At 71.2% G+C, this 26688-nt stretch carries 21 protein-coding genes; 10 read left to right on the top strand and 11 right to left on the bottom strand.

Annotated features, from left to right (window positions below; translation table 11 throughout):
* Positions 1-11: 11 nt before the first annotated feature.
* Entirely contained in the window at positions 12-743 is a 732-nt protein-coding gene (locus K318_RS0102195) for an IclR family transcriptional regulator (protein WP_029088266.1), read from the bottom strand.
* 234 nt (positions 744-977) lie between these two features.
* Between K318_RS0102195 and K318_RS0102190 the strand changes: the two genes are divergently transcribed.
* Positions 978-3752, top strand: a complete 2775-nt coding sequence (locus K318_RS0102190) for a GcvT family protein (RefSeq protein ID WP_051297343.1) — start codon at positions 978-980, stop codon at positions 3750-3752.
* A gap of 160 nt (positions 3753-3912) precedes the next feature.
* Here K318_RS0102190 and K318_RS0102185 read toward each other — a convergent pair whose 3' ends face one another.
* Together K318_RS0102185 and K318_RS0102180 are read right to left on the bottom strand one after the other, a co-directional pair.
* A complete protein-coding gene (locus tag K318_RS0102185; protein ID WP_029088264.1) occupies positions 3913-5448 on the bottom strand; it encodes a ferredoxin reductase in 1536 nt (511 codons plus the stop codon).
* On the bottom strand, positions 5445-6749 hold the full coding sequence (locus tag K318_RS0102180; protein ID WP_029088263.1) for an aromatic ring-hydroxylating oxygenase subunit alpha: 1305 nt from the start codon (positions 6747-6749) through the stop codon (positions 5445-5447). The genes K318_RS0102185 and K318_RS0102180 overlap by 4 nt, the downstream gene beginning before the upstream one ends.
* A gap of 387 nt (positions 6750-7136) precedes the next feature.
* Between K318_RS0102180 and fdhA the strand changes: the two genes are divergently transcribed.
* Both fdhA and K318_RS0102170 read left to right on the top strand, forming a co-directional pair.
* Positions 7137-8351: a formaldehyde dehydrogenase, glutathione-independent gene (fdhA, locus tag K318_RS0102175; protein WP_029088262.1), complete on the top strand. Its 1215-nt coding sequence runs from the start codon at positions 7137-7139 to the stop codon at positions 8349-8351.
* Complete coding sequence (locus K318_RS0102170) at positions 8348-9682, top strand: MFS transporter (RefSeq protein ID WP_029088261.1); 1335 nt, start codon at positions 8348-8350, stop codon at positions 9680-9682. The genes fdhA and K318_RS0102170 overlap by 4 nt, the downstream gene beginning before the upstream one ends.
* Before the next feature lie 212 nt (positions 9683-9894).
* Here K318_RS0102170 and K318_RS0102165 read toward each other — a convergent pair whose 3' ends face one another.
* From K318_RS0102165 to K318_RS0102145, 5 genes are all read right to left on the bottom strand, one after another.
* Entirely contained in the window at positions 9895-11370 is a 1476-nt protein-coding gene (locus tag K318_RS0102165; RefSeq protein WP_029088260.1) for an iron-sulfur cluster-binding domain-containing protein, read from the bottom strand.
* A gap of 274 nt (positions 11371-11644) precedes the next feature.
* Positions 11645-12511 carry a formyltetrahydrofolate deformylase gene (purU, locus tag K318_RS0102160; RefSeq protein WP_029088259.1) on the bottom strand — a complete coding sequence of 289 codons (867 nt, stop codon included), beginning with the start codon at positions 12509-12511 and terminating at the stop codon, positions 11645-11647.
* A 128-nt stretch (positions 12512-12639) separates the two neighbouring features.
* Complete coding sequence (locus K318_RS18725) at positions 12640-16362, bottom strand: sarcosine oxidase subunit gamma family protein (RefSeq protein WP_084499508.1); 3723 nt, start codon at positions 16360-16362, stop codon at positions 12640-12642.
* Positions 16359-16742 carry a sarcosine oxidase subunit delta gene (locus K318_RS18720; protein ID WP_051297342.1) on the bottom strand — a complete coding sequence of 128 codons (384 nt, stop codon included), beginning with the start codon at positions 16740-16742 and terminating at the stop codon, positions 16359-16361. The genes K318_RS18725 and K318_RS18720 overlap by 4 nt, the downstream gene beginning before the upstream one ends.
* A 40-nt stretch (positions 16743-16782) precedes the next feature.
* The gene (locus K318_RS0102145) at positions 16783-18000 is read right to left on the bottom strand and encodes a sarcosine oxidase subunit beta family protein (RefSeq protein WP_029088258.1); all 1218 of its coding nucleotides are present in this window, start codon (positions 17998-18000) and stop codon (positions 16783-16785) included.
* Between the two features lie 120 nt (positions 18001-18120).
* Between K318_RS0102145 and K318_RS0102140 the strand changes: the two genes are divergently transcribed.
* On the top strand, positions 18121-18867 hold the full coding sequence (locus K318_RS0102140; protein WP_035280429.1) for a GntR family transcriptional regulator: 747 nt from the start codon (positions 18121-18123) through the stop codon (positions 18865-18867).
* Between the two features lie 147 nt (positions 18868-19014).
* Here the strand turns inward: K318_RS0102140 and K318_RS0102135 are convergent, their stop codons facing one another.
* Both K318_RS0102135 and K318_RS0102130 read right to left on the bottom strand, forming a co-directional pair.
* Positions 19015-19947 (bottom strand): LysR family transcriptional regulator, encoded by a 933-nt coding sequence (locus K318_RS0102135; RefSeq protein ID WP_029088256.1) that lies wholly within the window; start codon positions 19945-19947, stop codon positions 19015-19017.
* 12 nt (positions 19948-19959) lie between these two features.
* Positions 19960-20781 (bottom strand): DUF3152 domain-containing protein, encoded by an 822-nt coding sequence (locus K318_RS0102130; RefSeq protein WP_029088255.1) that lies wholly within the window; start codon positions 20779-20781, stop codon positions 19960-19962.
* Positions 20782-20842: 61 nt separating this feature from the next.
* Here K318_RS0102130 and K318_RS18715 point away from each other — a divergent pair, with 61 nt between their 5' ends.
* The gene (locus tag K318_RS18715; RefSeq protein WP_051297341.1) at positions 20843-21688 is read left to right on the top strand and encodes a GNAT family N-acetyltransferase; all 846 of its coding nucleotides are present in this window, start codon (positions 20843-20845) and stop codon (positions 21686-21688) included.
* A gap of 75 nt (positions 21689-21763) precedes the next feature.
* Here K318_RS18715 and K318_RS18710 read toward each other — a convergent pair whose 3' ends face one another.
* The gene (locus K318_RS18710; protein WP_051297340.1) at positions 21764-22612 is read right to left on the bottom strand and encodes a TetR/AcrR family transcriptional regulator; all 849 of its coding nucleotides are present in this window, start codon (positions 22610-22612) and stop codon (positions 21764-21766) included.
* A gap of 73 nt (positions 22613-22685) precedes the next feature.
* Here K318_RS18710 and K318_RS0102115 point away from each other — a divergent pair, with 73 nt between their 5' ends.
* The 5 genes from K318_RS0102115 to K318_RS18700 all read left to right on the top strand — a co-directional run bounded on the left by K318_RS0102115 (position 22686) and on the right by K318_RS18700 (position 26616).
* Complete coding sequence (locus K318_RS0102115; protein ID WP_029088254.1) at positions 22686-23603, top strand: ATP-binding cassette domain-containing protein; 918 nt, start codon at positions 22686-22688, stop codon at positions 23601-23603.
* Positions 23600-24487: an ABC transporter permease gene (locus K318_RS18705; protein ID WP_211233256.1), complete on the top strand. Its 888-nt coding sequence runs from the start codon at positions 23600-23602 to the stop codon at positions 24485-24487. Before K318_RS0102115 ends, K318_RS18705 begins: the two co-directional genes overlap by 4 nt.
* Positions 24488-24651: 164 nt before the next feature.
* Complete coding sequence (locus K318_RS0102105) at positions 24652-25260, top strand: SipW-dependent-type signal peptide-containing protein (protein WP_051297339.1); 609 nt, start codon at positions 24652-24654, stop codon at positions 25258-25260.
* Positions 25261-25267: 7 nt separating this feature from the next.
* The gene (locus K318_RS0102100) at positions 25268-26002 is read left to right on the top strand and encodes a SipW-dependent-type signal peptide-containing protein (RefSeq protein WP_051297338.1); all 735 of its coding nucleotides are present in this window, start codon (positions 25268-25270) and stop codon (positions 26000-26002) included.
* Complete coding sequence (locus tag K318_RS18700; protein ID WP_245579734.1) at positions 25999-26616, top strand: signal peptidase I; 618 nt, start codon at positions 25999-26001, stop codon at positions 26614-26616. The genes K318_RS0102100 and K318_RS18700 overlap by 4 nt, the downstream gene beginning before the upstream one ends.
* Positions 26617-26688: the final 72 nt, after the last annotated feature.

Raw genomic sequence — 26688 nt, 5'->3', positions numbered from 1 at the left:
CCCGGCCGCCGTCACACCCATCTGCCCGAAGCGGCGGCGAGCACTCGCATCCGGGCTGCGGCCTCGGCGAACGACCCCGCCGGGAGGCTGTGCGCAGGTCCCGTGACGGTGAGCGCGGCCTCGACCGCCCCGGTGGGCAGGCGCAGGGGCACCGCGACCGCGGTGATGTGTTGCTCCCATTCCTCGTTCGAGGCCGCCCAGCCCTGGTCGCGCACGAGGGCGAGCTCTGCGCGCAGATCCCCGGCATCGGTGAGCGTGCGCTCGGTGTGGGATTCCAGCTCGCCTGCCAGGGCGGCGCGGGAGGCGGCCGCATCATGGGCGAGGAGGAGCTTGCCGGAGCTGGTCGCATGCCCCGGCGTGCGCAGGCCCACGTAGTGCCGGGGGGCCATGAGCCCGGCGCCCACGGCCTGTGAGACGTTCACGGCATAGACATCATCGAGCACCGCGACGTTCGAGGTCAGGCTCAGCTCCGCGGCGACCCTGTCGCACAGCTTCTGGGCGATCTGCGAGAAGTCCAGACGACTCGTCACCGCGCTCGCCAGCCTCACCAGCCCGAAGCCGAGTCGGTAGGCGCCGCCCGCCTCCTGCTGTTCGACCAGGCCGTGCGCGGCGAGGGAGGCCAGCAGCCGGGAAGCGGTGGACTTGTGGACGTCCAGCCGCTCGGCGACCTCGCCCACACCGGCCGCCCCGCCGGCCAGCACCTCGAGTGCTTCCAGCGCCCGGTCCACCGACTGGATCGTCATGCCCGCTCCTCTCCCCTCTCCTCTGCGTGACAGCGCGCCATGCTCGCCCGTGGGCGCAGAGCGCTTGACGGCAGTGCCCACACGCGCTTGAATGGTTGCACAATACGCTCCTGTTGCATTATATGCAACAGGAGCGTGGGCGGGTGACGGAGATGCGGGCGAGTCCCGCCGCACCTCGGGAGGCCGCTCATCCCCTCTGACCCATCCCACTGACATCGCCGTCAAGGAGGCGCCATGACCGATTCCGCCGCAGCATCCGCCGGTACCACCCCCCACAGCGGTGCGCTCACAGTCCCCGCGCGGGTCTCCGCACCCCAGCCCACCCCCGTCGATCCCTCCGCGCGCATCGTCGTCATCGGCGCAGGCGTCGTGGGTGCGGCGCTGGCCGACGAGTTCGTCCAGCGCGGGTGCACCGATGTGACCGTCGTGGACCAGGGCCCCCTCTACAAGACGGGCGGCTCGTCCTCGCACGCGCCCGGCTTCGTCTTCCAGAACAATTCCCGCACCATGTGCCGTCTGGCCCAGCGGACCCTCGACAAACTGGACGGACTCGAGCTCGACGGGCGCAGGCTCCTCGACCGCGTGGGCGGGCTCGAGCTCGCCAGCACCGAGGGCCAGCTCCAGGAGCTGCGCCGTCGCTACGGTGCCGCCCTCGCATGGGGCGTGCCGGCGGAGCTCATCGACGCGGAGAGGGTCGCCGAACTCTGGCCGGGCATCGACACCTCCGAGATCCTGGGGGCCCTGCACACGCCCACCGACGGCGTCGTCCACTCCAAGCGCGCCGTCGAGTTCCAGGCCCGCCGCGCGGAGGAGGGGGGCGCCCGGCTCCTCGGCCTCACCCGGGTCGTCGACATCGAGGTCGAGGCAGGACGCGTCACGGGCGTCGTCGTCGAGGACGCCGTGCCTGAGGGCGGCGCCGCCGGTGAGGCGGCCGCAGAGGGCGAGGCCGCCTCGGGCGCGGCTGCGAACCGCCGCACGCTGCCCGCGGACGTCGTCGTCGCCACCGGCGGCATCTGGGGCCATCTGCTCGGGAAGCTGGGCGGTCTCAACCTGCCCATGCACCCGGTGGAGCACGGCTTCGCGTGGACGGCCGAGGTGCCGGAGCTGCCCGGTACGGCACCGGACGGGTCGGCGCTGGCCGAGGACGAGGCGGGCCGTCCGATGATCCGCCACCAGGGCTCCGGGCTCTACTTCCGGGAGTTCGGCAAGCGGATCGGGATCGGCGCCTACGAGCACCGGCCCATCCCCGTCGCACCGCAGGACCTCACGGACACCGCACACCTGCTGGAGACGGGGCAGGAGCCTGCCACCCGTGCATTCACCTCGGAGGACTTCGAGTTCTGCCGCTCCGAGGTCGCCCGCGTGCTGCCGGCTGTGGCGGACCTCCCGCTCGAGGACGAGTTCAACGGCGTCTTCTCGTTCACGCCGGACGGCGGGCCCATGCTCGGCCCCTCGCCGCAGGTCGAGGGCTTCTGGGCCGCACAGGCCATCTGGGTCACGCAGTCCGCAGGCTGCGCGCAGGTGCTCGCGGACTGGATCCTCACGGGTGACCCGGGCCTGGACACGCACGGACTGGACTTCGCCCGCTTCGACCCCGCACTCCTCAGCGACGGCTGGATCAGGGAGCGCGCCGCGGAGAACTACGACGAGGTCTACGACGTCCACTTCCCGCACCAGGACACGATGGTGAGCCGGGGGCTCAAGACCAGCCCCTTCCACACCCGCATCCAGGACGCAGGCGGCGTCTTCGCGGAGGCGAACGGCTGGGAGCGCCCGCTGTGGCACGCCTCCAACGCTGCGCTGTTCAGCGATCCCGAGTTCCGCTCCCGGCCGGTGAAGGCCTTCGGTCCGGCGGCCTCGGTCGGCTCCGCTGTGCCCGATCCCGCCCTGGACGAGGACCTCGACGCCATCGTGCCCGTCGCGGTGCCCCGCCGCGACGCCTGGGACCAGGTGAACTGGTCGCCGATCGCGGCTGCGGAGGCCTGGGCCACGCGCAACCGCGTCGCCGTCTACGACATGACCTCGCTCACGCGCTATCGCGTGCGCGGCGCCGGTGCAACGGCCTGGCTGGAGCGGCTCAACACCAACAAGATCGACAAGAAGCCGGGTGCGGTCACGTACTCGCTCATGCTCGACGAGAACGGCGGCATCCTCTCCGACATCACGGTCGCCCGCCTGGACGCGGACGAATACATGATCGGCGCCAACGGGCCGCTCGACCTCGACCGCCTCACCCGGCTCGCGCCCGCGGACGGCTCCGTCATCATCGACGACATCACGACCTCCACGTGCTGCATCGGCCTGTGGGGTCCGCACGCGCGCGACGTCCTCGAGCCGATCACCGAAGGCGACATCAGCCATGAGGGCCTGCGGTACTTCCGCGCAGCCCGCATCCGGGTGGCCGGGGTGCCGGTCCTCGCCCTGCGGGTCAGCTACGTGGGCGAGCTGGGCTGGGAGCTCTACACCGAGGCCGCCCACGGCCTGCGCCTGTGGGACGAGATCATGGCCGCCGGCGCACCGTACGGGATCGTCCCCGCCGGCCGCGCGGCCTTCGGCAGCCTGCGCCTGGAGAAGGGCTACCGCGCCTGGGGTTCGGACATGACGCGTGAGGACACTCCGGAGGACTCGGGTCTCGGCTTCGCCCTCAGGATGGAGAAGCCCGGCGGCTTCGTGGGGCAGGAGGCGCTCGCGGCCCAGCCCTCGCACGGCCGCAGACTCGTGGCGTTCGGGATGCGGATGGACGCGGGGCGGCCCGATGCCGGCTCGCCCGTCTTCGCCGGTCCGGCGGAGAACCGGGCGCAGGTGGGCACGGACGCCGCGGCGGTGGGCTGGGTGACCAGCGCGGACTTCGGCTATGTCACCGGTCAGGTCATCGGCCTGGCCTGGGTGCCGGCGGAGCTCGCGGAGCCGGGCACGGAGCTCGGCATCATGCGCTTCGGCCGTGTGCACACCGCCGAGGTGCTCGCGGAGCCGGTCTACGATGCCGGCATGGCGCGCATCCGGAGGTGAGCCACTCCCAGCCCGTCGAGTGAGCGGTCTCTGTCGGTCCTGCAGCTCAGGACCGACAGAGACCGCTCATTTGTCGGGCCTGCGGGGCATGGAGAGCGCGAAAGCTCAGGGCGCCCACGCAATCGCGTGGGCGCCCTGAGCTTTCGCGGCGTGCTTCCGGTCAGGCGTCGAGGACGAGGTCCGACTGCGCCGTCGAGCAGCACGGCAGGAACTTGCCCGCCTTGATCTCACGGGCGCGGATGCCGCCCTGGTGGTTCATGTCCACCTCACCGGAGAGCTTGACGGTCTTGCACGAGCCGCACATGCCTTCCTGGCAGTTCATCGCGATCCGGATGCCCGCCGCCTTGGCGGTGTCGAGGACGTTCTCGCCCTCGCCGATCCGCACATTGAGCCTGCTGCGCATGAACGACATGGTCAGCGCGCCCTCGCCCACGGTCTCGAACCCGGAGGCGTCGTCCCCGGCCGCTCCGTCGGTCTGCCCGCCGCTCGCAGCGGCGGACGGTGACGCACCAGCGGCTGCGGCCGCGGAAGGATCGACGATGTTGCCCTCGTCGTCGAACTCAGCGATCACGAGGGGCAGGGCCCCCGTCGACGGAGACGGGTCGTTCCAGTCGAAGGCGGCCTCAGGAGTGGCCGAGGCCTCCGCGGAGGAGGCATTCGCCTCGGCGACGTCGGCACCCGGCAGACCGCCGTCGGCATCCGATTCCGTGCTGAGGCCGTAGACCTCGAACGCGGCGGGCTGCTGCTCGTAGTACTCGTCCCCGGCCTCGGCGATCTCCTCCGCGATCTCCCCGGCCAGCGCCACCTCTTCCTTGTACTCGAGGCGGACCTGGCGGTCGCCGGAGAAGTACTCCATGTGCACGCTCACATCGTCCACGCCCAGATCGCGCAGCAGGTCCCCGGCCACGTTGAGGTAGCCCTCCGGACCGCAGGCGTAGACCTGGCGGCCGTTGGCATCGGGAGCGACCGACTCGATCATCGGGGCCGTCAGCCGGCCCACCATGCCCTCCCATGTTCCCGGCACGCTCCGGTCGCCCAGCGAGTAGTAGACCGTGATCCGGGAGTCGACCGAGGCCAGGTACTCCAGCTCGCGGGAGAACGCGAAGGTTCCCGGCTCCGCGCCGTGGTACAGCATCACGATGTCCGCGTACCCCGGCAGGGAGTGGATGGTGCGGATCATGGACATGAGCGGGGTGATCCCCGAGCCCGCCGCCAGGAACAGGTAGCGCGCCCGCCGGTCCGCGTCCGGGAGGTGGAAGGCGCCCACCGGCCCCAGCATCTCCAGGACGGTCCCGGGCCGCACGTTCTCATGCGCCCAGCCGGAGACCCGGCCGCCCTCCTCGCGCTTGATCGTGATGGAGAACGTCCACGGCTCCGTGGGCGCGCTCGAGATCGAGTAGCTGCGGTCAACCGGCTCCGCATCCGGCCCGTTCACGGGGAAGGCGATGTTGAGGTACTGGCCGGCGCGGAAGGCCAGCGGCGCCCCGTCCGTGCGGCGGAACACGAACGTCATCATGTCCCCGACCTCGGGCACGGTCTGCACGCACTCGGCCATGAACTCCTGCGGGTGCCACGGCCCCAGGGCCTTGGCCGCTCCCGCGGCGTCCGAACTCGCCTGCAGCACCCGGTTCCACGGCATCTCCACGCCGCGGATGCGGAGGGTGTCCGGAATCGCCGTGGTCGTGGTGACTGTCATGCCATGTGCTCCTTCATACGCTGCACGTACCAGTTGATGAACGCCTCGACCTGGTACTCGCTGCGCATGTACGGACCCTGCTCGTAAGCGGGGCTCGCCGCACCGCGCTGGCAGAGCTCCACGAAGTTCTTGTCCTGCAGATTGGTCTGCTTCCAGGTGTGGGTGAGTTCATCCAGATCGTAGTCGACGCCCTCCACCGCGTCGTCCGCGACCAGCCAGGTGGTGCGCACGAGCGTCTGGTGCTCGTTGATGGGGAAGGCGGAGAAGGTGATGACGTGATCGGAGAGGAAGTGGAACCAGGAGTTGGGCTGGAGGTGCATGGAGCAGCGTCCAAGCCGGAAGTCCGGCAGATCGCCCAGCAGCTTCTTGGACAGCCTGCGGCCTGTGGCGGAGAAGGACTCGCCCGCGCCGTCGAGGGATTCGCGGGAGATGCGGATGCCGGCGATGCGGGTGTCGAGCTCCTCGACGACCTCATACGGCAGGCCGTAGCGCCTGCACCGCTCCTCCAGGGCGTCCTGCGCGTTGAGGTTGCGCTGCCAGACGTCCTCGAGGTGCGCCGGGATGATGCCGTCGGTGAGGCCCCAGGTGGGGAACAGCGAGCAGGCGAGCTCCGGGTGGCCGTCGCAGTGGTAGCACTCCCGGTTGTTCTCCATGACGAGCTTCCAGTTGCCCTCCTCCACGATGTTCTGCTGGTAGGCGACCTTGGACTTCCCCAGCTCGTGGGGTGCGAGGTAGGGCTCGAAGATCTTGGCGGTCTCGTCGAAGTCCTCGGGCGGCTCGTCCGCGAGGCAGACGAAGATGAGGCCGGCGACCTCGCGGGAGTGCGCCCGCTTGAGGTTGTAGCAGCCCTTCGCGAAGTCCGCCTCGCCCGGTGCCGAGGCGTGGATGAGCGTGCCCTCGGCGTCATAGGTCCACGAGTGGTACTGGCAGACGAGGTTGCCGGTGGTGCCGCTGTCCTCCGTGAGGACCCGGGCGCCGCGGTGGCGGCACACATTGTGGAGGACGTTGATGCCCTCGTCGTCGTTGCGCAGCACGATGAGCGAGTACGGGCCGTAGTCCACCGTGACGTAGTCGCCCGGCTCGGGCACCTCGGCGACGCTGGCGGCGAAGACCCAGTGGCGGCCGAAGATCCCCTCCATGTCCGCCGTGAAGACGGCGGGATCCGTGTAGAAGGGGGCCTCGAGCGAGAAGCCCTCCCGGCGCTCTGCAAGGAGGCGCTGCAGCTCTTCTATGCGGGCCTCCGGGAGCGAGGCCGTCAGGCGGCCTCGCGTCTTGGGGGTCAGGTTCACTGCAGGGGCCATGGGATCTCTCCTGGAGTTGCGAGGGGTGGAACGGAAGTCTGCCGGCGCCGATGCGGCGCACCGCTGCTGCCGCTGCGGACACCGGTGTCTGCGGGGCATGCGGCAGCGCTGGGGGCGTGCATCGGCACACCGCAACATTAGGCATCGCCGGCCGGTGGGAAAAGCGCAGATTTCAGTTCGGAACCGTGCGGGGGGAGTGCATGAACGAATGCGCATCCGCGCAGTCGTGCAGATTGCCCGCGGCCTGCTCCCGGACGGTGTGAGGCGCGAGCGGGAGGCCGCTCCCCTTCTGCTTGACACTGTGCTCTGGGGCACAGCAGACTGCTCGCGACGGTGGATATCCCACTGATCTTCAGACTGATATATCTCCAGATCGGAGGCTCGAGGATGAGCAACAGGGCAGTCAGCTACGTGGGCCCGGGCAAAGTCGAGGTGATCGACACCCCGTACCCCGAGTTCGAGCTCAAGGACGGACCCGGCGTCAACCCGGCGAACGTGGGCCGGAAGGTGGACCACGGGGTCGTCCTCAAGACCATCGCGACGAACATCTGCGGCTCCGACCAGCACATGGTCCGGGGCCGCACCACTGCACCGGCAGGGCTCGTCCTGGGCCATGAGATCACCGGTGAGGTGGTCGAGGTGGGCCGCGACGTCGAGTTCGTCAAGGTCGGCGACGTGGTCTCGGTGCCGTTCAACATCTCCTGCGGCCGCTGCCGCAACTGCAAGGAGGGCCAGACCGGCATCTGCCTCAACGTCAACCCTGACCGGCCGGGCTCCGCCTACGGCTACGTGGACATGGGCGGCTGGGTGGGCGGCCAGGCCGAGTACGTGCTGGTGCCCTATGCGGACTGGAACGTGCTGAAGTTCCCGGACCGGGACCAGGCGCTGGAGAAGATCCTCGATCTCACGATGCTCTCCGACATCTTCCCCACGGGCTTCCACGGCGCCGTGGGCGCGGGTGTGACGGTGGGCTCCACCGTCTACGTGGCGGGCGCGGGCCCGGTGGGCCTGGCCGCAGCGACCTCGGCGCAGCTCCTCGGCGCGGCCGTCGTCATCGTGGGCGACCTCAACCAGGACCGCCTCGAGCAGGCGCGCAGCTTCGGCTGCGAGACCGTCGACGTCTCGCTGGGCAACCCGATCGAGCAGATCGAGCAGATCCTCGGCGTGCCCGAGGTGGACTGCGGCATCGACGCGGTGGGCTTCGAGGCTCGCGGCCACGGCAGCGATGCCGGGACCGAGGCGCCGGCCACCGTGCTCAACTCCCTCATGGAGATCACCCGCGCAGGCGGCAGCCTCGGCATCCCCGGCCTCTACGTGACCGGCGACCCGGGCGCGGTGGACGAGGCGGCCAAGCAGGGCTCGCTGTCCATGCGGTTCGGCCTCGGCTTCGCGAAGTCCCACACCTTCGTGACCGGCCAGTGCCCGGTCATGAAGTACCACCGCGGGCTCATGCAGGCGATCCTCCACGACAAGGTGAGCATCGCGAAGAACGTGCGCGCCACGCCCATCTCCCTGGACGAGGCGCCGTCCGCGTACGCCGCGTTCGACGAGGGTGCCGCCCGCAAGTTCGTCATCGACCCGCACGGGATGATCGCGCGGTGAGCGATCGCACCACCACATCGCCCCGGACCGGTGCTCTCCCGTCCGGGGCGATCTCGGTCGAGGACGCGCCGGTCAACCGGCTCGTGGTCCTCGTGGCGATCGGGGCGTTCGGCGGGATCTTCGTCGACGGCTACATCCTCGGCGTGATCGGCGGCGCCGTCGGGCCCGCCGGCGAGGAACTCGGGCTCTCCGCCCTGGATCAGGGCCTCATCGCGGCGAGCGCTCTCATCGGGATCTTCGTGAGCGGGATGTTCTTCGGGCGGATCGCGGACAGGTTCGGCCGCAAGCGCGTGTTCTTCTGGAACCTCGTGGGGTTCGTGGTCGTCTCGCTGGCCCAGCTCTTCGTCGTGGGGACCTGGGACCTCGTGGCGCTGCGGCTGCTGCTCGGCCTGCTGATCGGCGTGGAGTACGCGGTGGGCACCGCGCTGCTGGCGGAGTTCACGCCCCGGCTCAAGCGCAGCGTGTTCCTCGGCAGCATCGCCCCGTTCTGGTTCGTGGGCTTCATCGCGGCCTTCGTCGTCGCGCACTTCTGGCCCGCGGATCAGTGGCGCCTGCTGCTCGCGACCTCGGCGGTCCCGGCCTTCATCACGCTCCTCATCCGGTTCGCCATCCCGGAGTCCCCGCGCTGGCTGCAGAGCCGCGGCCGTGATGCGGAGGCGCAGGAGATCGTCACGCGGCACTTCGGCGAGCAGTACGCGCTGCCCGAGGTCGTGGGCGGGACGGACGAGGAGACCTCGCTGCGGAGCTTCTTCCGGGACAACGACTGGCGGCGGGTCCTGTACTCCGGCCTGTTCTGGTTCTGCCAGGTGGGACCGCTGTTCGCGATCTTCACCTTCATCGGGCCGGTGCTGGACAGCCTGGGGCTGGGCGGCGGGTTCTCCGCGGACCTGGTCATGAACGGGCTGCAGCTCGCCGGTGCGGCCGTGGGTCTGTGGCTGCTCTGGGCGCTGCCGCGCCGCACGTTCGTGATCTCGACGTTCGCGGTGATCACGGCCCTCCTGCTGTACCTGGGGCTCTGGCCCGATCAGCCGCTCATGCTCACGCTGGTGGTGTTCGGGGCGTTCGTGCTCATCATCACCGCCTCCAACAGCATCCAGTACGTGTACCCGCCGGAGATGTTCCCCACCCGCTACCGGAGCACGGGCGTGGGCTTCGCCGCGGCGATCAGCCGTGTGGGCGCGGCCTCGGCGACGTATCTGTTCCCCTTCACGCTCGAGACGATGGGCGTGACGACCACGCTCCTCATCGCCGCGGTCTTCCCGGCGGTGGGCCTGGCGGCCTCGTTCCTCTGGGCGCCGGAGACCAAGTTCGCCTCGCTCGACGGGGACTGAGTCCCGGGGTACGGCGTCCGGTGCGCCGTCCATGCGGGCCTCTTCCGGTCCCGCGCACTCGGCCTCCGCACTGACATGCTGCAGCGTGTCGGTGCGGAGGCCGAGTGCTGTATCCCGGAGGAAACGTGTCAGTGCGACGGCACCATGCGGTCCCGGCGGCGGGGTCTGCGCCTGAGCGGGAGCGCTGCGCACTCGAGTGCTGCGCGGCCCGCTCACGCCTCGATGACGAGGTCCGTGAGGGGAGTGGAGCAGCAGGGGAGGAACTTGCCCGCCTTGATCTCACGGGCGCGGATGCCGCCCTGGTGGTGCATGTCCACCTCGCCGGAGACCTTGACGGACTTGCACGTGCCGCACATGCCCTCCTCGCAGTTCGCGCCGATGGGCACCCCGGCGGCGAGAGCCGCTTCGAGGACCGTCTGCCCCGGATCGACGCGGACGTTCCTCCGCGTCCGGGTGAACGTCATGGTCAGCGACCCCTCGCCCACCGTCTCGAAGCCGTCCGCCGGGCCCGCACCGTCCGTCCGAGCCGCGTCTTCTCCGGAGCCCGCGCCGCCCGCGGGCTTCGCAGCGCCTCCCTGAACCGCGCGGTCCGCGACGCCTGCGGAGCCGTCTCCGCCGTCCCTCCGAGTCGCGTCGTCTCCTGAGCCTGTGCGGTCTGTCCCAACCAGCGGGGCGCCGAGGCCGCACGGTGCCGGGACCTCGGCCTCCGGACCGTAGACCTCCGGAGCCGGCTGCCAGTTCCCGTCCCGTGCCGCGGCCTCGGCGGCATCCCCGGCGAACTCGCTCGCCCAGGCGATCTCCTTCCGGTACTCCGCGCGGGTCCGTGCGCCGCCGGTGAAGAACTCCATGTGGACGCGCGCATCGTCGACGCCGATCTCGCGGAGCAGGGCGCCCGCGGCGTCGAGGTAGCCGCCGGGACCGCAGGCGAAGACCTCGCGCTCGGCCGCATCCGGGGCGACCTCCCGGATCATGTCGGCCGTGAGCCTGCCCGCCATGCCCTCCCAGGTGCCGCTGATCCGCCTGTCGCCCAGGGAGTAGTAGACGTCGATGCGCGAATCCATGTACGCGCAGTGCTCGAGTTCGCTGCCGAAGGCGAAGGCGCCCGGCTCGGTGCCGTGGTAGAGCATGACGACATCGGCCTGGCCGGGCAGCGAGCGGATGGCGCGGACCATCGACATGAGGGGAGTGATGCCGGAGCCCGCCGCGAGCAGGAGATAGCGCGCGCGGCTGTCCGCGTCCGGCAGGTGGAAGGCTCCCACGGGACCGAGCACCTCGAGGACCGTCCCGGGGTGCAGGTGCTCGTGGATCCAGCGGGAGACCAGTCCGCCCTCCTCCCGTTTGACGGTGAGGGTGAACGTCCAGGGCTCCGTCGGCGAGCTCGAGAGGGAGTAGCTGCGCTCGACGGGCTCGGCGTCCGGTCCGTGCACCGGGAACGCGATGTTGAGGTACTGGCCCGCCCGGAAGGTGAGCGGCAGCCCGTCCGTCCGGCGGAAGACGCAGCTGAGCATCCTGCCGGCCTCCGGCCGGGTCTCCACGCACTCGGCCGTGAACTCCTGCGGCTGCCAGGGCCCCAGGGCCAGCGCGGCGCCGTCCGCGGCGAGCCCTCCGAGCACGCGGTTCCACGGCATCTCCAGCCCGCGGATGCGCTCCGCCGTGGGGATCGCCATCATCGTGGTGCTGACCGTCATCGTCGGTCCTCCTCCCTGCGCCGGCCTCCTGGTGCCACCGTACGCACCGCGAACGTGCGAGAGAAGTGAAAGTTTCTGCCTGCCATCGTCAAATCCGCGTACACGCTCGAGGATCAGGACGACGTGCGAGTGAAGAACGCCGAGGGCCCCTCCAACTCGCGTCACAGACGCGGCCGGAGGGGCCCTCGGGCCCTCCTTCACCCACCGGTTGAGCGGTTTCTGACGTGCTGCGGCGCTCGGGCCGACAGGAACCGCTCACTCGGCGGATGGTGTCTCAGGAGAGGATGACGGTGCGCGCCCCGTTGAGGAACACGCGGGAGTCGCAGTGCCACTTCACGGCGTCGGCGAGCGCCTTGGACTCGGAGCCGCGGCCGGCGGCCACGAGGTCCTCGGGTCCGTAGGTGTGGTCCACGGGGATCACCTGCTGGGCGATGATCGGGCCCTCGTCCAGCTCGTCGTTGACGTAGTGGGCGGTGGCGCCCACCGTCTTCACGCCGCGCTCGTACGCCTGGTGGTAGGGCTTGGCCCCCTTGAAGCTGGGCAGGAACGAATGGTGGATGTTGATCGCCCTGCCGGTCAGCTCGTGCGAGAGCTCGTCCGACAGGATCTGCATGTACCGGGCGAGCACCACGAGGTCCACCTCGAAGCGGTCGACGAGGTCGAGCAGGCGCTGCTCCGCCTCGGGCTTGGTGTCCTTCGTGACGGGCACGTGGAAGAAGGGGATGCCGTGCCACTCGACCGTCTGGCGGTGGTCCGGGTGGTTGGACACGACGGCGACGATCTCCGCATTGAGCTCACCCATTCGGGCGCGGTAGAGCAGGTCGTTGAGGCAGTGGCCGAACTTGGACACCATGATGAGGACGCGCCGCTTCTCCTCGGTGGGCCGCAGGCTCCATTCGGCATCCATCTGCTCGGCCAGTGCGGCGAACTGCTCCTTCACCCGCGCAGGATCCGCGTCCTCGCCCAGGGAGAAGCGGATGCGGGAGAAGAACCGCGAGGTCCGCGGGTCGTCGAACTGCTTGAGCTCGATGATGTCGCCGCCGTGCTCCACGAGCACGCCGGTGAGCGCATGGACAAGGCCGGCCCTCTGCGGGCAGGCGAAGGTGAGGACGTAGTCGCGGTCGGCGGTCTGTGCAGCCATGTCGGTTCTCCTGGGTGAGAGGTGTGGTGTCCGGACAGCATCGTCCGGGTCGGAGGGAGAAGGGGAGGGGACCGGGGCGGCGCCCGGCGGAGCAGAGGTCCGCCGGGCACCGCCCCGGCCGTCAGCGGTCAGCCGGCGGCCGCGGTCTGCTCCGCTGCGGTCCGGTACTCGTGCATGCCGTCGAGCAGCCAGCGCACCATGTACTCGGCGAAGGACGAGCGGGGCAGGATGCGGAAGGTCTCCTCGCCGGTCCGGTGCACGATGACGGGAACCGGGCCGAGGAGTGTGGACGCGGCCTGTCCCACCGCGAAGGCGCGCGGGTGCAGGTCCACATGAGCGCCCTTCTCCAGCACCCCGCGCGCGCTGGGTCCGGAGAGCTCGAGGACGGTGCGGTTGCCGGAGAGGTCCATGACCTGGCCGGGCAGGCGCCCGGCGCCCGGGCGGTCGTCGTCGAGAGCGGCGGCGACCGTCTCAGCCTCGCCGTGGACCTGTTCCCGCGAGGCGTCCACCGCGAGGAACTCGTCCGGCGAGATCCAGATGCAGTGGAGGCCGGCGGCGTCCCCGGTCACCTGGCCCGCGCGGGTGGGCAGGGCCACGCCCAGCGCCCGCTCCACACGCGCTCCCGAGGCCGAGCCCGGCACCGCCCGCACACCGTACTGCGGCAGGAAGGGCAGCTCGCGGAGTGCGACGCCCGAGGGGCCGGCCACTGCAGCGGCGGCCATCTCCTCGGCGAGATCCTGGGCCGGGGAGCGGCGCAGGGCTCTCACGGCCTCGGCGTCGTGGGAGACCGGCTCGCCGGCAGGAGCCGGGGCCTCGCCCGCCTCGCGCGCGGCGGTCTCGGCGGCCACCTCCTCGGGATCGCCGTCGCGGCGCTTCCCCTCCGGGTCGTAGAGCACGGAGGAGACGATCTCCACGTCCACGAGCTCCACGCCGCCGGCGGTGAGCACGGGTGACTGCACGATCTCGCCCATGCGGTTGAAGCCGTTCTCCACCATCGCCAGACCGAAGGGCCGGCCGAGCACGGGGGAGTGGTAGGAGGAGGTGACGTGGCCGATCATGGGGACCGGTCCGGCCTCCGGGGTGATCGGGGTGCCGGCGGCCACGAGCTGCGCGCCCTCGTCCAGGCGGGTCCGCCCGTCCACCGGCAGCACGCCGACCATGTGCTTGCGGTCGCTGCGCGCGGTGTCCTCACGCGAGTACGAGCGCATCCCGATGAAGTCCCTCTTCAGCTTCGACACGGCCCACTCCATGCCCGCGTCCTGCGGGGTCACGGTGCCGTCCGTGTCCTGGCCGATGATGACGAGGCCCTTCTCCGCGCGGAGGACGTGCATGGTCTCCGTGCCGTAGGGGGTGATGTCGAACTCTGCGCCGGCCTCGGCGACGAGCTTCCAGGCGGACAGGCCGAAGAAGTTCTCGACGCTGACCTCGTATGCGAGCTCGCCGGAGAAGGAGACGCGGGCGATCCGGGCGGGGATGCCGTTGGAGAGCACCGTCTCGCGGAACTCCATGAAGCCGAAGCCCGCATTGGAGACGTCGAGCTCCGGGGCGATGCGGCGGATGACCTCGCGGGACCGGGGGCCGGCGACGGCGATGGTGTTCCACTGCTCCGTGACGGAGGTGAAGACGGCGTCCAGCTCGGGCCACTCCGTCTGATGCCACTCCTCGAGCCAGTCGAGGACCTTGGCCGCACCGCCGGAGGTGGTGGTCATGTAGAAGCGGTTGTCCGCGATCCGCAGGGTCACGCCGTCGTCGAACAGCATGCCGTCCGGGGTGCACATGAGCCCGTAGCGGCCCTTGCCGGGCTTCAGCTTCTTGAAGCCGTTGGTGTAGATGCGGTTGACGAACTCGGCCGCATCCTCGCCGCGGATCTCGATCTTGCCCAGCGTGGAGGCGTCCTGGAAGCCCACCGAGGTGCGCACGGCCAGGCACTCGCGAGCCACGGCCGCATCCATGTCCTCACCCGGCTGCGGGTAGTACCAGGGTCGCTTCCACTGGCCCACGTCCTCGAACTCCGCGCCGTGGGCGAGGTGCCAGGGCTGGATGTTCGTCACGCGCGCGGGATCGAACAGCTCCCCACGGCGGCGCCCGGCAAGAGCGGCGAAGGGCACCGGCGTGTAGGGCGGGCGGTTGGACGAGGTGCCCACGGAGCCGGGCGAGGCATCCGCGACCCCGGCGCCGGCCAGGATCGAGGAGATGACGCCCATCGAGAGGACGCTGCTGGTCTTGCCCTGGTCGTTGGCCGTCGAGATCGAGGTGTACCGCTTGATGTGCTCGACCGAGCGCATGCCGGCGCCCGTGGCGCGCAGCACGTCCGCGACGGTCTGGTCCCGCTGGAGGTCCACGAAGTGGGAGAGCCAGAGCTCAGGGGAGAGCTGCTCCTCGCCCGCGGCGACCGCACCGGACTCGTCCACCGCAGGCACGAGCCAGAGGGGGCGGATCGCAGCAGGGGCCTCGGCGGGCGCCTCGGGCACCACGAGGGGGGCGGTGTGACCGGTCGCCGAGGCGGCCTCGTAGCCTGCGCGCGCACCCTCGGCCAGCGCACCGGCGAGGGTGCCTGTGCCGTTGGCGGCACCGGCCACGGCCTGGTCCCGTACGGGGGCCTCCGGCACGAAGCCGGCGATCTCCTCGTCCCAGACCACGCGGCCCTTCCGGTTCGTGTGGAGGTGCAGGACGGGGGAGTGGCCGCCGGAGACGGCGAGGGTGTCGGCCGCGAGGACCTCGATGGGGCCGGCGGGCGTGCCCGAGGCGTCGAGCGGGGCGATCCGCACCGCGCCGAGGCGGCCTGCGCCCCCGGACCCGGAGGCCTCGCCCGGAGCGGCATCCGTGCCGACCACGGCGGAGCCGAGGACGCCGCGGACACCGGTGGCCTCGAGCGCCTGCTGGGCGCGGGAGGAGAGCTCGGGGCGGGAGTCGACGACGGCGGCGACGGCGATGCCGGCCGCGCGGAGGTCCTCGACGAGGACGTAGGCGCTGTCATTGGTGGTCGCGACTACGACGCTCTCGCCCGCAGCGGCCGCATAGCGGTTGAGGTAGGTGCGCACCGCGCCGGCGAGCATGATGCCGGGCCGGTCGTTGTCCGCGAACACGATGGGACGCTCGTGCGCCCCGGTGGCGAGGACGACGCGGCGTGCGCGGATGTGCCACACCCGCTGACGCGAGAAGCCGGGGCGGGCGGCGGCCTCGGCGTCATCGGCCCGGCGCTCGACCGCGACGATGTAGTTGGCGTCGTAGCTGCCGATCGCGGTGGTCCGGGGGAGGTAGGTGAACTCCTCCTGGCCGTGCAGGCGCTCGAGGGTGCTCCGCGCCCAGTCCACGGCCCCGCCGCCGTCGATCTCCTCGCCGCGGCCGGAGAGCAGGGAGCCTCCGGCCTCGGTCTGCTCGTCGACCAGGAGGGTGCGTGCGCCGGTCTTGGCGGCCTCGCGCGCAGCGGCGAGACCGGCAGGACCGGCGCCCACGACGAGGACGTCGGTGTGGACGTACTTGCGGTCGTAGACGGCGCCGTCGCCCGCGGGGTCGAGCACGCCCATGCCCTGCAGCCAGTGCGCCTCGAGCCCGTCACGGGCCTCGACCGTCGTGGCCGGGAGCATGGATTCCGAGGGCGCTCCGGGTGCGGTGGATTCGACCCGGAGGAGGGCGTTGGGCTCCTCGACGCCGGCGGCCAGGATGCCGCGGGGGCGCGCGAGGTAGAGGGAGGGGCCGCACTGCGGGCGGCCGGCGGCGATGAGCGCGCTCGCCACGGTGTCACCGGCGAAGGCCTCGACGGCCTGTCCGTCGACCGTGAGGGTGAGCGGGCGGCTGCGGTCGATGCCGTGCCCGGGGGAGAGCTCGGCTCCCAGACGTGTTGTGGTCATGCGTTGTCACTCCCGAGAGGTGCGGGCTGGTGAGGGGCTGCGGCGGAGCTGCCTGCGCCGGACGGCTGCGCACCGGCGGCGGAGCCCCGCGCGGCGGCGAGCGAGACGAGGTCCGGGGCCGGCTCGCCCATCGGATAGATCGCGAGGAACTCGTACGTCGCGGTGTCGCGGACGGCGTTGAACCACTTGCGGCAGCCCACCGAGTGCTGCCAGCGCTCGGCGAAGGGGCCCCTCGGGTTGTCTCGGTAGAAGAGGTACTCCGCCCATTCGCGGTCGCTGAGAGCCTTCGGGTCCTCGGGGTAGGCGATGTGCGCCTGGCCGCCGTAGTGGAACTCGACCTCGTCGCGCGGCCCGCAGTGGGGGCAGTCGATGAGAAGCATGGGTTGGCCTTTCTGGGATCTGCGTGCTGCCGGGCGCGCGTCAGTGGGCGACGGCGGCGGCGCCGTGCTCGTCGATGAGGTGACCGGTCTCGAAGCGGTCGAGGACGAAGGGCGCGTTGAGCGGGTGCGGGCTGCCCGTGGCGATGGTGTGGGCGAAGGTGAAGCCCGCACCGGGGGTGCCCTTGAAGCCGCCCGTGCCCCAGCCGCAGTTGACGTAGAGCTCGTCGATGGGGGTGGGGGAGACGATGGGCGAGGCGTCGAAGGTCGTGTCCACGTTCCCTCCCCAGGTGCGCAGCAGGTGCGCGCGGGAGAAGATGGGGAACAGCTCGACGGCGGCCGCCATCTGGTCCTCGATGATGTGGAAGCCGCCGCGCTGGCCGTAGCCGTTGAAGGAGTCCACGCCCGCCCCCATGACGAGTTCGCCCTTGTGCGCCTGCGAGACGTAGACGTGCACGTGGTTGGACATGACGACGGTGGGGTGGACGGGCTCGAACAGCTCGGAGACGAGCGCCTGGAGCGGGTGGGTCTGGATGGGCAGGCGGAAGCCGGCGAGGTCCGCGAGCGTGGAGGAGTCCCCGGCTGCGGCGAGGCCCACCTTGCCCGCGGCGATCCTGCCGCGGTTCGTCTCGACACCCACCACGCGGTCGCCGTCCTTGACGAAGCCGGTGACCTCGCAGTTCTGGATGATGTCCACGCCCATCTCATCGCATTTGCGCGCGAACGCCCAGGCGACGTGATCGTGCTTGGCGATGCCGGCGCGCGGCTGATAGGTGGCGCCCATGACGGGGTAGCGGATGTCGTCGGAGATGTTGATGATGGGGCACACCTCCTTGACCTGCTGCGGGTCGAGCCACTCCGCGTCCACCCCGTTGAGCACATTGGCGTTCACGCGGCGGCGGGACTCGCGGACGTCCTGGAGGGTGTGGGCGACGTTGAGCACGCCTCGCTGGGAGAACAGGAAGTCGTACTCGAGCTCCTCCGGCAGCTGCTCCCACAGCTTCATCGACTTCTCGTACATGCCCGCGGACTCGTCCCACAGGTAGTTCGAGCGGATGATCGTGGTGTTGCGGGCCATGTTCCCGCCGGCCAGCCAGCCCCGTTCGAGGATCGCGACATTCGTGATGCCGTGCTCCTTCGCGAGGTAGTAGGCGGTCGCGAGCCCGTGGCCTCCTCCGCCCACGATGATGACGTCATAGCTCGGCTTGGGGTCGGGATTCCTCCAGAGGAACGCCGGGTGTTCTGGCAGCTGTTCGGCCACGGATGCGCTCCTTCGCGCCGCTGGGATATTGGTGCTCAACTGATATATCAGCTGTGCATCTATAGTAGGGGCGATCGGTCCCCGTTTGCAAGAGAAGGAGCACGTGTGAGCCGGCTGGACATGGGCGAGTCCGAATCCCTGGCCGCCAGGGCCTACCGCGTGCTCCGCGACAGACTCGTGATGCTCGACATCGCGCCCGGCGAGCCGATCTCCGAGGCCCTGCTCGCCGATGAGATCGGCGTGGGCCGGACCCCGCTGCGCGAGGCGCTCAAGCGGCTCGAGGCGGACCACCTCGTCGTCACCTATCCCCGCCGGGGGACGTTCGCGGCGAGTGTGGACCTCACCGATCTCGCTGAGATCACCTCCATCCGCGAGGCGCTCTTCCCGCTCGCGGCGCGCAGTGCCGCCGCCGGCCGCGGCGGCTCCGTCGCCGAGGCGCTGGCCGAGGCGGTCGCGGAGGTGGTCGCCGAGGTGGAGGGCACGGGCTCCGCCGGGGCGGGTTCCGCGGGGACGGGCTCCGCTGGTGCAGGCTCTGTCGGGGCGGGTGCCCCTGTTCCGGAGGGTCGGCCTGCTCCCGACGACGGCGCCGAGGGCAGGCGCGCGCTCATGGAGCTGGACGTGCGCGTGCACCGGGTCATCACGGCGGCGGCGGACAGCCCCCATCTCGAGGAGATCCTCGTGCGCCTCGACGGTCTGGTGACCCGCCTGTGGTGCCTCATGATCGACCGGCTGCCCGTCATGCGCGAGCACATCCGCGAGCACCTGCCGCTCATGCGCGCGATCCTCGCCGGTGACGAGGACGAGGCCGAACGCCTGGCGCGTGAGCACGTCCGCCACTTCGACACCGAGGTCCGCGCGGTGCTGTGACGTCTCAGTCCGCGCTGATGTCTCTGCCCGCGCTCGTGTCTCAGGTTGCGCTCGTGTCTCGTTCCGCTTCGTCCGAAGGGGGGTGGAGCGAAGCGCAGTGAGACACCAGCGGGAACTGAGACGCGAGCGTCCCGGGTCCCGTGCGCCTCAGTCCCCGCGCGGCTCCGTGAGGACGTGCGTGCTCCGGGCGGTCTCCCTGAGCGCCTCGAGGACCTCGGCGAAGATCTGGTGCGAGCGGGCCCCGCGCCGGAGGACCACGAGGATCTTCCGCGTGGGCGCGGTGTTGCCCTCGAGCGGGATGCGGACGGCGCCCGAATCGCTGCTCAGCCGCATGAGCCGGGGGATGAATGCCACGCCCAGGCCGTTGCCCACGAGCGATTCCTGCGAGCCCCAGTCCGAGACCTGATGGGCCACGCGCGGAGTGGCGCCGGCCGCGGTGAATGCCGTGACGAACAGCGCACGGTAGGGGGTGCCGGGGCGATCGGTGATCCAGGGGTCGCCCGCGAGCTCCTCGAGCGCCACCGCGCGCCGGCCCACCAGCGGATGGTCCGCGGGGACGATGACGTCGAGGGGGTCGTCGAGGAGCGGGAGCTGCTCGAGGGCGCTCTCGCCCAGTTCGGGCGTGGCCTGCATCGCGACGATGACCGCCATGTCGAGGCGCTCGGCGATGAGCAGGTCGACGCAGCGGGCGGGATCGGCCTCGATGATGTGGACGTCGAGGGAGGAGTGGACCGACCGGAGGTGCGCGGCGACGGGGGAGAGCAGAGAGGCGGTCGCGGTCGAGAACCCGCCCAGGCGCAGGAGGGCCGGCGCCGCCTCGTGGTCGGAGTCGCGGACCTGCCCGTGGATCTCCTCCCACAGGGCGACGAGGTCGTCCGCGCGCTCGACGAGGGCCGCGCCCGCCGCGGTGAGGCGCAGGCCGCGCCCGTCCTTGGCGACGAGGCGGACGCCCAGGGCGCGCTGGTACTCGCGCAGCTGGGAGGAGACGGCGGAGGCGGAGTAGCCCAGCGCCTCGGCGGCGGCGGTCACCGTGCCGCAGGCGGCGAAGGTGCGGAGGACGGTGAGGCGGTGGTCGAGCATGGGGAGAACCTCTCAGCCTGCGGACGGCCAGGGATTGGGAAGGCAGCCGTGCAGGCCCTTGGTCTGCTGCTGCATGAGGGGTGCGCGCTCGCCGGGCCCGGAGCAGCTCTCGTGTCCGTGGCCCAGGGCGTGGCCCACCTCGTGATTCACAAGATACTGCCTGTAGACCTCGAGGGAGTCGAATTCGTCCGTGGCGGACAGCCAGCGGCGCGCATTGAGGACGACATCGTCCCCGCTGCGGCACGACAGCTCTCCCATGGTACGCGAGGGGAGGCAGAGGCGGTCGGTCGTATCCGGGCTCGCCACGGAGATGACCGCATCGGCCCCGCCGGGGTCCGTGAGCGCGAACGCCACGCCTTCGAGCTCCTGCCAGCCGCGGTCGTCGCGCAGGGTCCGCATGATGAAGTCCGCGGTGGGTTCGAGCGGGATGGGCAGCCCCTCCTCGACGCGGATCGCGACGGAGAAGCGGCGGGCCGAGGCGTCCTCGACCTCCGTGCGGTCGCCGGGCTCGGCCGTGAGCCAGGCGCCGCTGCCTGCCGCGGGCACGTCCGTGGGCATCGCTGTCGCCTCCGCCTGCGCGGGCGGAGCGAAGTGTCCGCCGCCTCCGCCTGCGCTCGCCCCTGCTCGGTCGCCGGCTCCCGCGCCTCCGCCCGCGGAGCCGCCCTCTGCGGAGCCGCTCGCCTCGGCGGTGGCCTCCGGCACCTCCTCGACGATGACGGGCGAGTGCCCCGGGGAGGCCTCCCCGGCCGGCCGCGTGCCCGCCGAGGCGCATCCCGCGGCCAGCAGGAGGACAGCGGCCGCGCTGGTGAGGGGGAGTGTGCGGGGCACGTGCATGGATCAAGGATGGCAGACCGGCCTATGGTGCGCTGCGTCACATCGGGTCTAGTATCGAGGCATGGGCCAACCGCATCACACGGCTGATCGCACAGGTGCGCTGCAGTTCATCGCAGAGCGGCAGCGGCATCCGGAGACGGCTTGTGCTTACCTCGGAACGGACGACGGCGACCTCGAGGCCGATCTGCTCGACCTCGACCAGCCCTGGGCGCAGACGCTGCGGGTGCTGACCGGCGAGAGCGGTGAGATCACGGGAGCCGCGGTCATCGAGTGGGATGAGGAGGTGGGGCGCTCCTGGGTCCACGGGCCCTGGCTGGGCGACGACGTCACCTGCGAGGAGGCGCTCGCGCTGCTGTCCGCGGTGACGGCGCAGTCGCCGGTCGGCGAGCATGAGATGCATGCCTCGACGAAGAACGCGCGCGTGGCGCGGCTGGCCCGGGCCGCCGGGTGGATCCCGGGGGCGGCCCATTTCGAGTACGTCCTGACCGGTCCGCTGGACGCGCCGCCGCAGGAGGCGACCCTCGTGCTCCGGCTGCCCACGGACGAGGACGAGCCCCATGTCGCCCGGCTGCACGAGGCGGAGTTCCCGCACGCCTATGCGACTGCGCGGCAGCTCCTGGATCCGGGCCAGCCCTATGCAGTGCTGGTGGCGCAGCTGGACGGGCGGGTGGCCGGGTACATCGCGGCCCAGTCGGAGGACTCCGCCCTCTACATCGACTTCGTCGCGGTGGACCCTGCGGCGCGCAGGCAGGGTGTGGGAGCGGCGCTGCTCTCCGGCATGGTGCGCCTGCTGGGCGGCGAGCGCATGCGGCTCACGGTGAGCGAGGAGCAGCCCGAGGCGCGTGCCATGTACTCCTCGCTGGGCTTCCGGGAGGGTGCCTCGAGTCGCGTGTACCGCTCCGCATGAGGGGCGGTGCCGCGTGAGTGGGCGGTCTTTCCGGCCGAGCTGACGATTCTCTGGCCGTGCTGACGGCTCGGAGAGTCATTCCTCCTGGTCGTCGCCGCGCTGCAGATCCTCCAGCCCGGCGATGATGACTCCGAGGCCGAACTCGAACTCCGCGTCCATGTCGCCGGTCTCCTCGCTCACCTGGTCCCCGTCGTCCTCCTCGGCCGGTGCGAGGGGGATGAACCGCCCGGCCGCCATGAGCGGTCCCAGGTGCGGGAAGCGCGCGGGGGTGATCGCCTCGGCGAGCGCATCCACGCCCTCGGCGGTGACCGCGAGGACTCCTTCGTCCGCGAGGTTGAGCTCGAGCTCGACGACCGAGGCGACGAACTGGGACACCATGAGGATCGCCGCGACCTTCTCCTCCTCGTCCGCCCGCAGACCTGCGAGCGCCTGCAGTCCCAGGTCTGCGGCCCGCACGGAGCTCGGCATGAGCACGGAGACCTGGCCCCGGGGGATCTGCAGCCCCCAGGGGTGCGCGCGGTGCCTCTCACGCAGGAGCGATGCCCATGCGCGCAGGGCCTCCCGCCAGTCCGCGGGCAGGGCGACTCCCTTCTCCGGCAGGCGGAAGGCGTAGTCCTGGAGCAGTCGCAGGAGTTCGTCCTTGCCGGAGACGTAGCGGTAGAGGGACATCGTCGTGAAGCCGAGGGCCCTGGCGACCGCCTGCATCGTCACGGCGCCCAGGCCCTCGGCATCCGCGATCTCGGCCGCTGCGGCGACGATCCGCTCGTGGCTCAGTCCGCGGTTGGGGCCGCGCTGCGGAGCCTCCTGCATGCCCCATGCGATCGCGACGGCGCGGGGCAGGCCGAGTTCGTTCGACTGCGCATCGGCTGAGCGGTTCCCGGTGTCGCGGCCGGGGGTGCGGGGTGCTTTCGGAGGCGTGGACATGGCTCGCATTGTCTCATCCGCCCTTCCGGCATCCACTGTTTACACCGCACACTGTGTATGTCACACTCAGTATATGACCTACACAGATGCGCCGCTCGTGGAGATCGCGGGACTCTCCAAGGGCTACGGCGGAAACGACGTCCTGACCGACCTCGACCTCACGCTGCCGGCCGGGGTGCACGCTCTGCTGGGCCCCAACGGCGCGGGGAAGACGACACTGGTGAACATCCTGTGCACGCTCATCCCCTATGACGCCGGCCGTGTGAGGGTGCTCGGCATGGACCCGCGGCGGGACCGCCGCCGGCTGCAGGGGCTCATCTCCCTCACGGGGCAGTACGCGGCGGTGGACGAGAGCCTCTCCGGGACGGAGAACATGCTCATGCTGGGGCGCCTGTTCGGGCTGAGCCGTCGCGATGCCGCCCGCCGGGCGGAGGTGCTGCTGGAGCGCTTCGAGCTCACGCACGCCGCGAGTCGTCGTGCAGGCTCCTACTCCGGTGGGATGCGGCGCAAGCTGGACATCGCCGCGAGCCTCATCGCCGAGCCCGCTCTCATCTTCCTCGACGAGCCGACCACGGGCCTCGACACCCGCAGCCGGCAGGCGCTGTGGGACGAGATCCGCGCGCTCGCCGCTGCGGGCACCTCCGTGTTCCTCACCACCCAGTACCTCGAGGAGGCGGACGTGCTGGCCGAGCGGATCATGGTCCTCAACGGCGGGAGGATCGTGGCGCAGGGCACCGCCTCCCAGCTCAAGGAGCGGGTGGGCGGCTCCACCGTGCAGGTCCACGACGCCTTCGGCCATGTGGTCGAGGAGATCGCCACACGGGGCACCGCGGAGGAGGTGGGGCGGCATCTGAGCCGCCTCGCGGAGACCGCGCCGAAGGTCATGGTCACGGTCCGCAGGCCCACCCTCGACGAGGTGTTCCTCGAGCTCACGGGTGAGCCGACGAGCGAAGAGAAGACAGCGGAGAAGAGGCAGGAGGCAGTCCGATGAGAAGCGATGCGGGGAACGTGAGGATGAGGGGGACGGCCGAGGAGCGGACCACCGGACGTGCGGCGCCCGGGGGAGCGGCACACGAGCATGCGGCCGCGGGGGCCGGAGTCCTCACGGGGCTCGAGGTGTTCACCGTCCGCAGCCTCAGGCATTCGTTCCGGGACGGCGAATCGCTGCTCATGGCGATCCTGCTCCCGCTCATGCTCATGCTGGTGTTCACCTTCGTCATGGGCGGGGCGATGGACGTGGGCGCGGGCGAGACCGGCGCCGACGCGCGGAGTGCGTATCTGTCCTATGTGCTTCCGGCGATAGCTCTGACAGCGGCGGGGTTCGGCGCCTCCTACACCTCGGTGGTGGTCTCGAACGACATGACGACGGGCTTCATGAACCGGCTGCGCACCATGCCCTTCCCGGCGACGACCGTGCTCCTGGGGCACGCGGCCTCCTCGATGGTGCGGAACCTCATGGCCACGGCGGTCGTGGTCGTGGCGGCATTCGCACTGGGCTTCCGCACGGATGCGACGATGCTGCAGGCGCTGGGGGCGATGGGGCTGATCGCGGCGTGGATCCTCGCGATCACCTGCGTGTTCGCCCTTCTGGGGCTCGTGGCGGGGTCAGCGGAGACCGCGAGCGGCTACGGCTTCATCCTCCTGTTCCTGCCCTACGTCTCCTCAGGTTTCGCGCCGGTGGACTCGATGCCCGGGTGGCTGCGGGGCTTCGCCGAGCATCAGCCCATGACGCCGATCATCGACGCCTCTCGCGCCCTCATGAACGGTGAGGCGGCAGGGTCCGAGTGGTGGGTGGGCCTGCTGTGGTGTGCGGGCTTCGTCGCCGCTGCGGTCTGGCTCACGGCGGTGGTCTTCCCGCGCCGCGTCGCCCGCTGACGACAAGGCGCATATCGTTTCGGACACGGAGCCGCGAAAGTGCGGCGGGGCCGGAGGAGCCGCGCTACGATACTCGTGGTGCACGTCTCCGGCCCTCTTCCTCAGGGCGTGCGCACCGTCACCATCCGCTGCATCCTGTGTGCCTTTCCCAATGAGGGGAACCCATGTCCCAGAGCACCACCTCCGTGCGTCCTGCCCGCTCCAAGAAGGTCCGCGCCGTGCTCGCCGGCGGCCTCGTGCTCGGCGTCGGCGCCGCCATCACACTGGCCAACTGGAACGACTCGGAGTTCGCCTTCGGCGAATTCAGCTCGGGGGACTTCAACCTGGAGGGGAGCACCGACGGCTCCGCCTACGCCGAGCATCCCTCCACCGCCGCCGCTCCGCTGAGCTTCAGCGTGGACGCGTCGAACCTCTCTCCCGGTGATTCGGTGTCCGCCCCGTTCGCGGTCCGTCTCGATGCGGGCACCACGTACGGTGCGGACCTCCTCGTGCAGGCGGCCGGAACGCAGGGCTCCGTCGCGGGCCTCACCTATCGGCTGACCGTCCAGAGCGCATTCGGCTGCGATCCGGAGCAGGCCGGGGACGTCCTGGTGCCGCCCGGGACCGCGCTGGGCTCCGGCACCTCGGGCCAGCCCCTCACCCTGGAGGCGGGGACCGGCGGCGATGCCGGCGCCCCCGTGAATGTGTGCTTCACCGTGTCCGCCGGCTCCGCGCTGGCGCAGGGCCAGTCCGGGACCGCGACCTGGGAGTTCGCGGCCGAATCGGACAGCTGACACGGCTGTGGGCACCGGCAGGCACTCGGCGCCCCGCGGGCGCAGGGCCTCGGTCCGTGCAGCGGCCGGCGGGCGCAGGGCATCCGGTTCCGCGGTCCGCCGCCGGACCCTGGCCCTGCGCATCCGCGCGCTCCTCGCCGGCGGCCTCGTCCTGGGTGCCGGCGCGACGAGCACCCTGGCCGCGTGGACGGACGAGACGACGGCGAGGGGCGAGTTCGCCGCCTCGACCTTCTCCGTGCAGGCCAACGCTTCGAAGCCGTACTCCGCCTCCGGCCCGTGGACCTCGGCGGAGTCCGATGTCGCGGTGCTCCGCTTCGATGCGAGCGGCCTCGCCCCCGGTTCCGTGCGCTATGCGCCGCTGGCGCTGCGCACGGGCACGGAATCGCTGGGAGGGAACGCGGTCCTCGGGCCGGCACAGGTGGTCTCCTCAGGGAGCGGTGCCGCGGATCTGGGGGCGGCTCTGCGCTACCGGGTCGTCGTCTCCGACACGTGTGCGGCGGCCGCCTTCACCTCCGGGGCCCGCTACCTCGTGGGTGCGGCCGGGGCCGCGGGAGGGGTGCGGCTGACGACCGGGCAGAGCGAGGCCTCGCCGCTGGCGCTCCCCGCCGCCGCGGCGAGCGCACCGGGCGCTCCCGTCCGCATGTGCTTCGAACTCACTCTGCCCGCCGGTGCGGCGAATGCGCTGCAGGGGCAGACCGCCACCGCCGACTGGCGCATCACCGCGATCTCGGAGACTCCGTGAACCCCGCCGCGCGCTCCGCTCGGGCCCATTCGGCCGGTGCATCCGCACGCCGGCCCGGAGCGCTGTCGCGTCTGCTGGGAGCCGTCCTCAATGTCGCGGCGGCAGGCGGGGCGGTGTGCATCCTGCTGGTGATCCTCGCGCTGGTGATGAATGTCAGCCTCATCCTGTTCCGCACCGGTTCGATGGATCCCACGATCCCGCAGGGCTCGCTCGCCGTGGTGAGGGAGATTCCCGCCGCAGAGGTCTCCGTGGGCGACATCGTCACGGTGGACCGGGAGGGGAAGCTGCCCGTCACGCACCGCGTCATCGACATCGCGGACACGGGCGGCGGCGCCACGCGCATCACCATGCAGGGCGATGCGAACCCGGTGCCGGACCCGGCGCCGTACGATGTCACCTCCGTGCGCACCGTGCTCTTCTCCGTGCCGGGGCTCGCCGCGCCCGTGGCCGCTCTGGGCTCCCCCTATGTGCTGGGCTCCGTCACCCTGGCCGTGAGCGCCCTGGTCGTCTGGGCGCTGTGGCCCCGCCGGCGCGAGGGCGAGGAGATCGGCGTCGAGGCCGGTGGCGGCGCGGCGGAGGCCGAGGTGTCCGCCCCCCGCTCGGCGGCACCGTGAGCGGGCGTGCGGTCCGGGGCCGACGCCACCTCCGTCGCAGGCCTCGGAACCGGTTGCGGACTCAGGGCCAGA

The organism is Brevibacterium album DSM 18261 (genome assembly GCF_000426445.1).
Lineage (GTDB): Bacteria > Actinomycetota > Actinomycetes > Actinomycetales > Brevibacteriaceae > Brevibacterium > Brevibacterium album.
This window is presented reverse-complemented; position numbering and strand designations above follow the sequence as displayed.

Excerpts from the sequence above, each read along its gene's own strand:
- K318_RS0102195 (WP_029088266.1), bottom strand. The coding sequence starts at position 743 with ATGACGATCCAGTCGGTGGACCGGGCGCTGGAAGCACTCGAGGTGCTG.
- K318_RS0102190 (WP_051297343.1), top strand. The coding sequence starts at position 978 with ATGACCGATTCCGCCGCAGCATCCGCCGGTACCACCCCCCACAGCGGT.
- K318_RS0102185 (WP_029088264.1), bottom strand. The coding sequence starts at position 5,448 with ATGACAGTCACCACGACCACGGCGATTCCGGACACCCTCCGCATCCGC.
- K318_RS0102180 (WP_029088263.1), bottom strand. The coding sequence starts at position 6,749 with ATGGCCCCTGCAGTGAACCTGACCCCCAAGACGCGAGGCCGCCTGACG.
- fdhA (WP_029088262.1), top strand. The coding sequence starts at position 7,137 with ATGAGCAACAGGGCAGTCAGCTACGTGGGCCCGGGCAAAGTCGAGGTG.
- K318_RS0102165 (WP_029088260.1), bottom strand. The coding sequence starts at position 11,370 with ATGACGGTCAGCACCACGATGATGGCGATCCCCACGGCGGAGCGCATC.
- purU (WP_029088259.1), bottom strand. The coding sequence starts at position 12,511 with ATGGCTGCACAGACCGCCGACCGCGACTACGTCCTCACCTTCGCCTGC.
- K318_RS18725 (WP_084499508.1), bottom strand. The coding sequence starts at position 16,362 with ATGACCACAACACGTCTGGGAGCCGAGCTCTCCCCCGGGCACGGCATC.
- K318_RS18720 (WP_051297342.1), bottom strand. The coding sequence starts at position 16,742 with ATGCTTCTCATCGACTGCCCCCACTGCGGGCCGCGCGACGAGGTCGAG.
- K318_RS0102140 (WP_035280429.1), top strand. The coding sequence starts at position 18,121 with ATGGGCGAGTCCGAATCCCTGGCCGCCAGGGCCTACCGCGTGCTCCGC.
- K318_RS0102135 (WP_029088256.1), bottom strand. The coding sequence starts at position 19,947 with ATGCTCGACCACCGCCTCACCGTCCTCCGCACCTTCGCCGCCTGCGGC.
- K318_RS0102130 (WP_029088255.1), bottom strand. The coding sequence starts at position 20,781 with ATGCACGTGCCCCGCACACTCCCCCTCACCAGCGCGGCCGCTGTCCTC.
- K318_RS18715 (WP_051297341.1), top strand. The coding sequence starts at position 20,843 with ATGGGCCAACCGCATCACACGGCTGATCGCACAGGTGCGCTGCAGTTC.
- K318_RS18710 (WP_051297340.1), bottom strand. The coding sequence starts at position 22,612 with ATGTCCACGCCTCCGAAAGCACCCCGCACCCCCGGCCGCGACACCGGG.
- K318_RS0102115 (WP_029088254.1), top strand. The coding sequence starts at position 22,686 with ATGACCTACACAGATGCGCCGCTCGTGGAGATCGCGGGACTCTCCAAG.
- K318_RS18705 (WP_211233256.1), top strand. The coding sequence starts at position 23,600 with ATGAGAAGCGATGCGGGGAACGTGAGGATGAGGGGGACGGCCGAGGAG.
- K318_RS0102105 (WP_051297339.1), top strand. The coding sequence starts at position 24,652 with ATGTCCCAGAGCACCACCTCCGTGCGTCCTGCCCGCTCCAAGAAGGTC.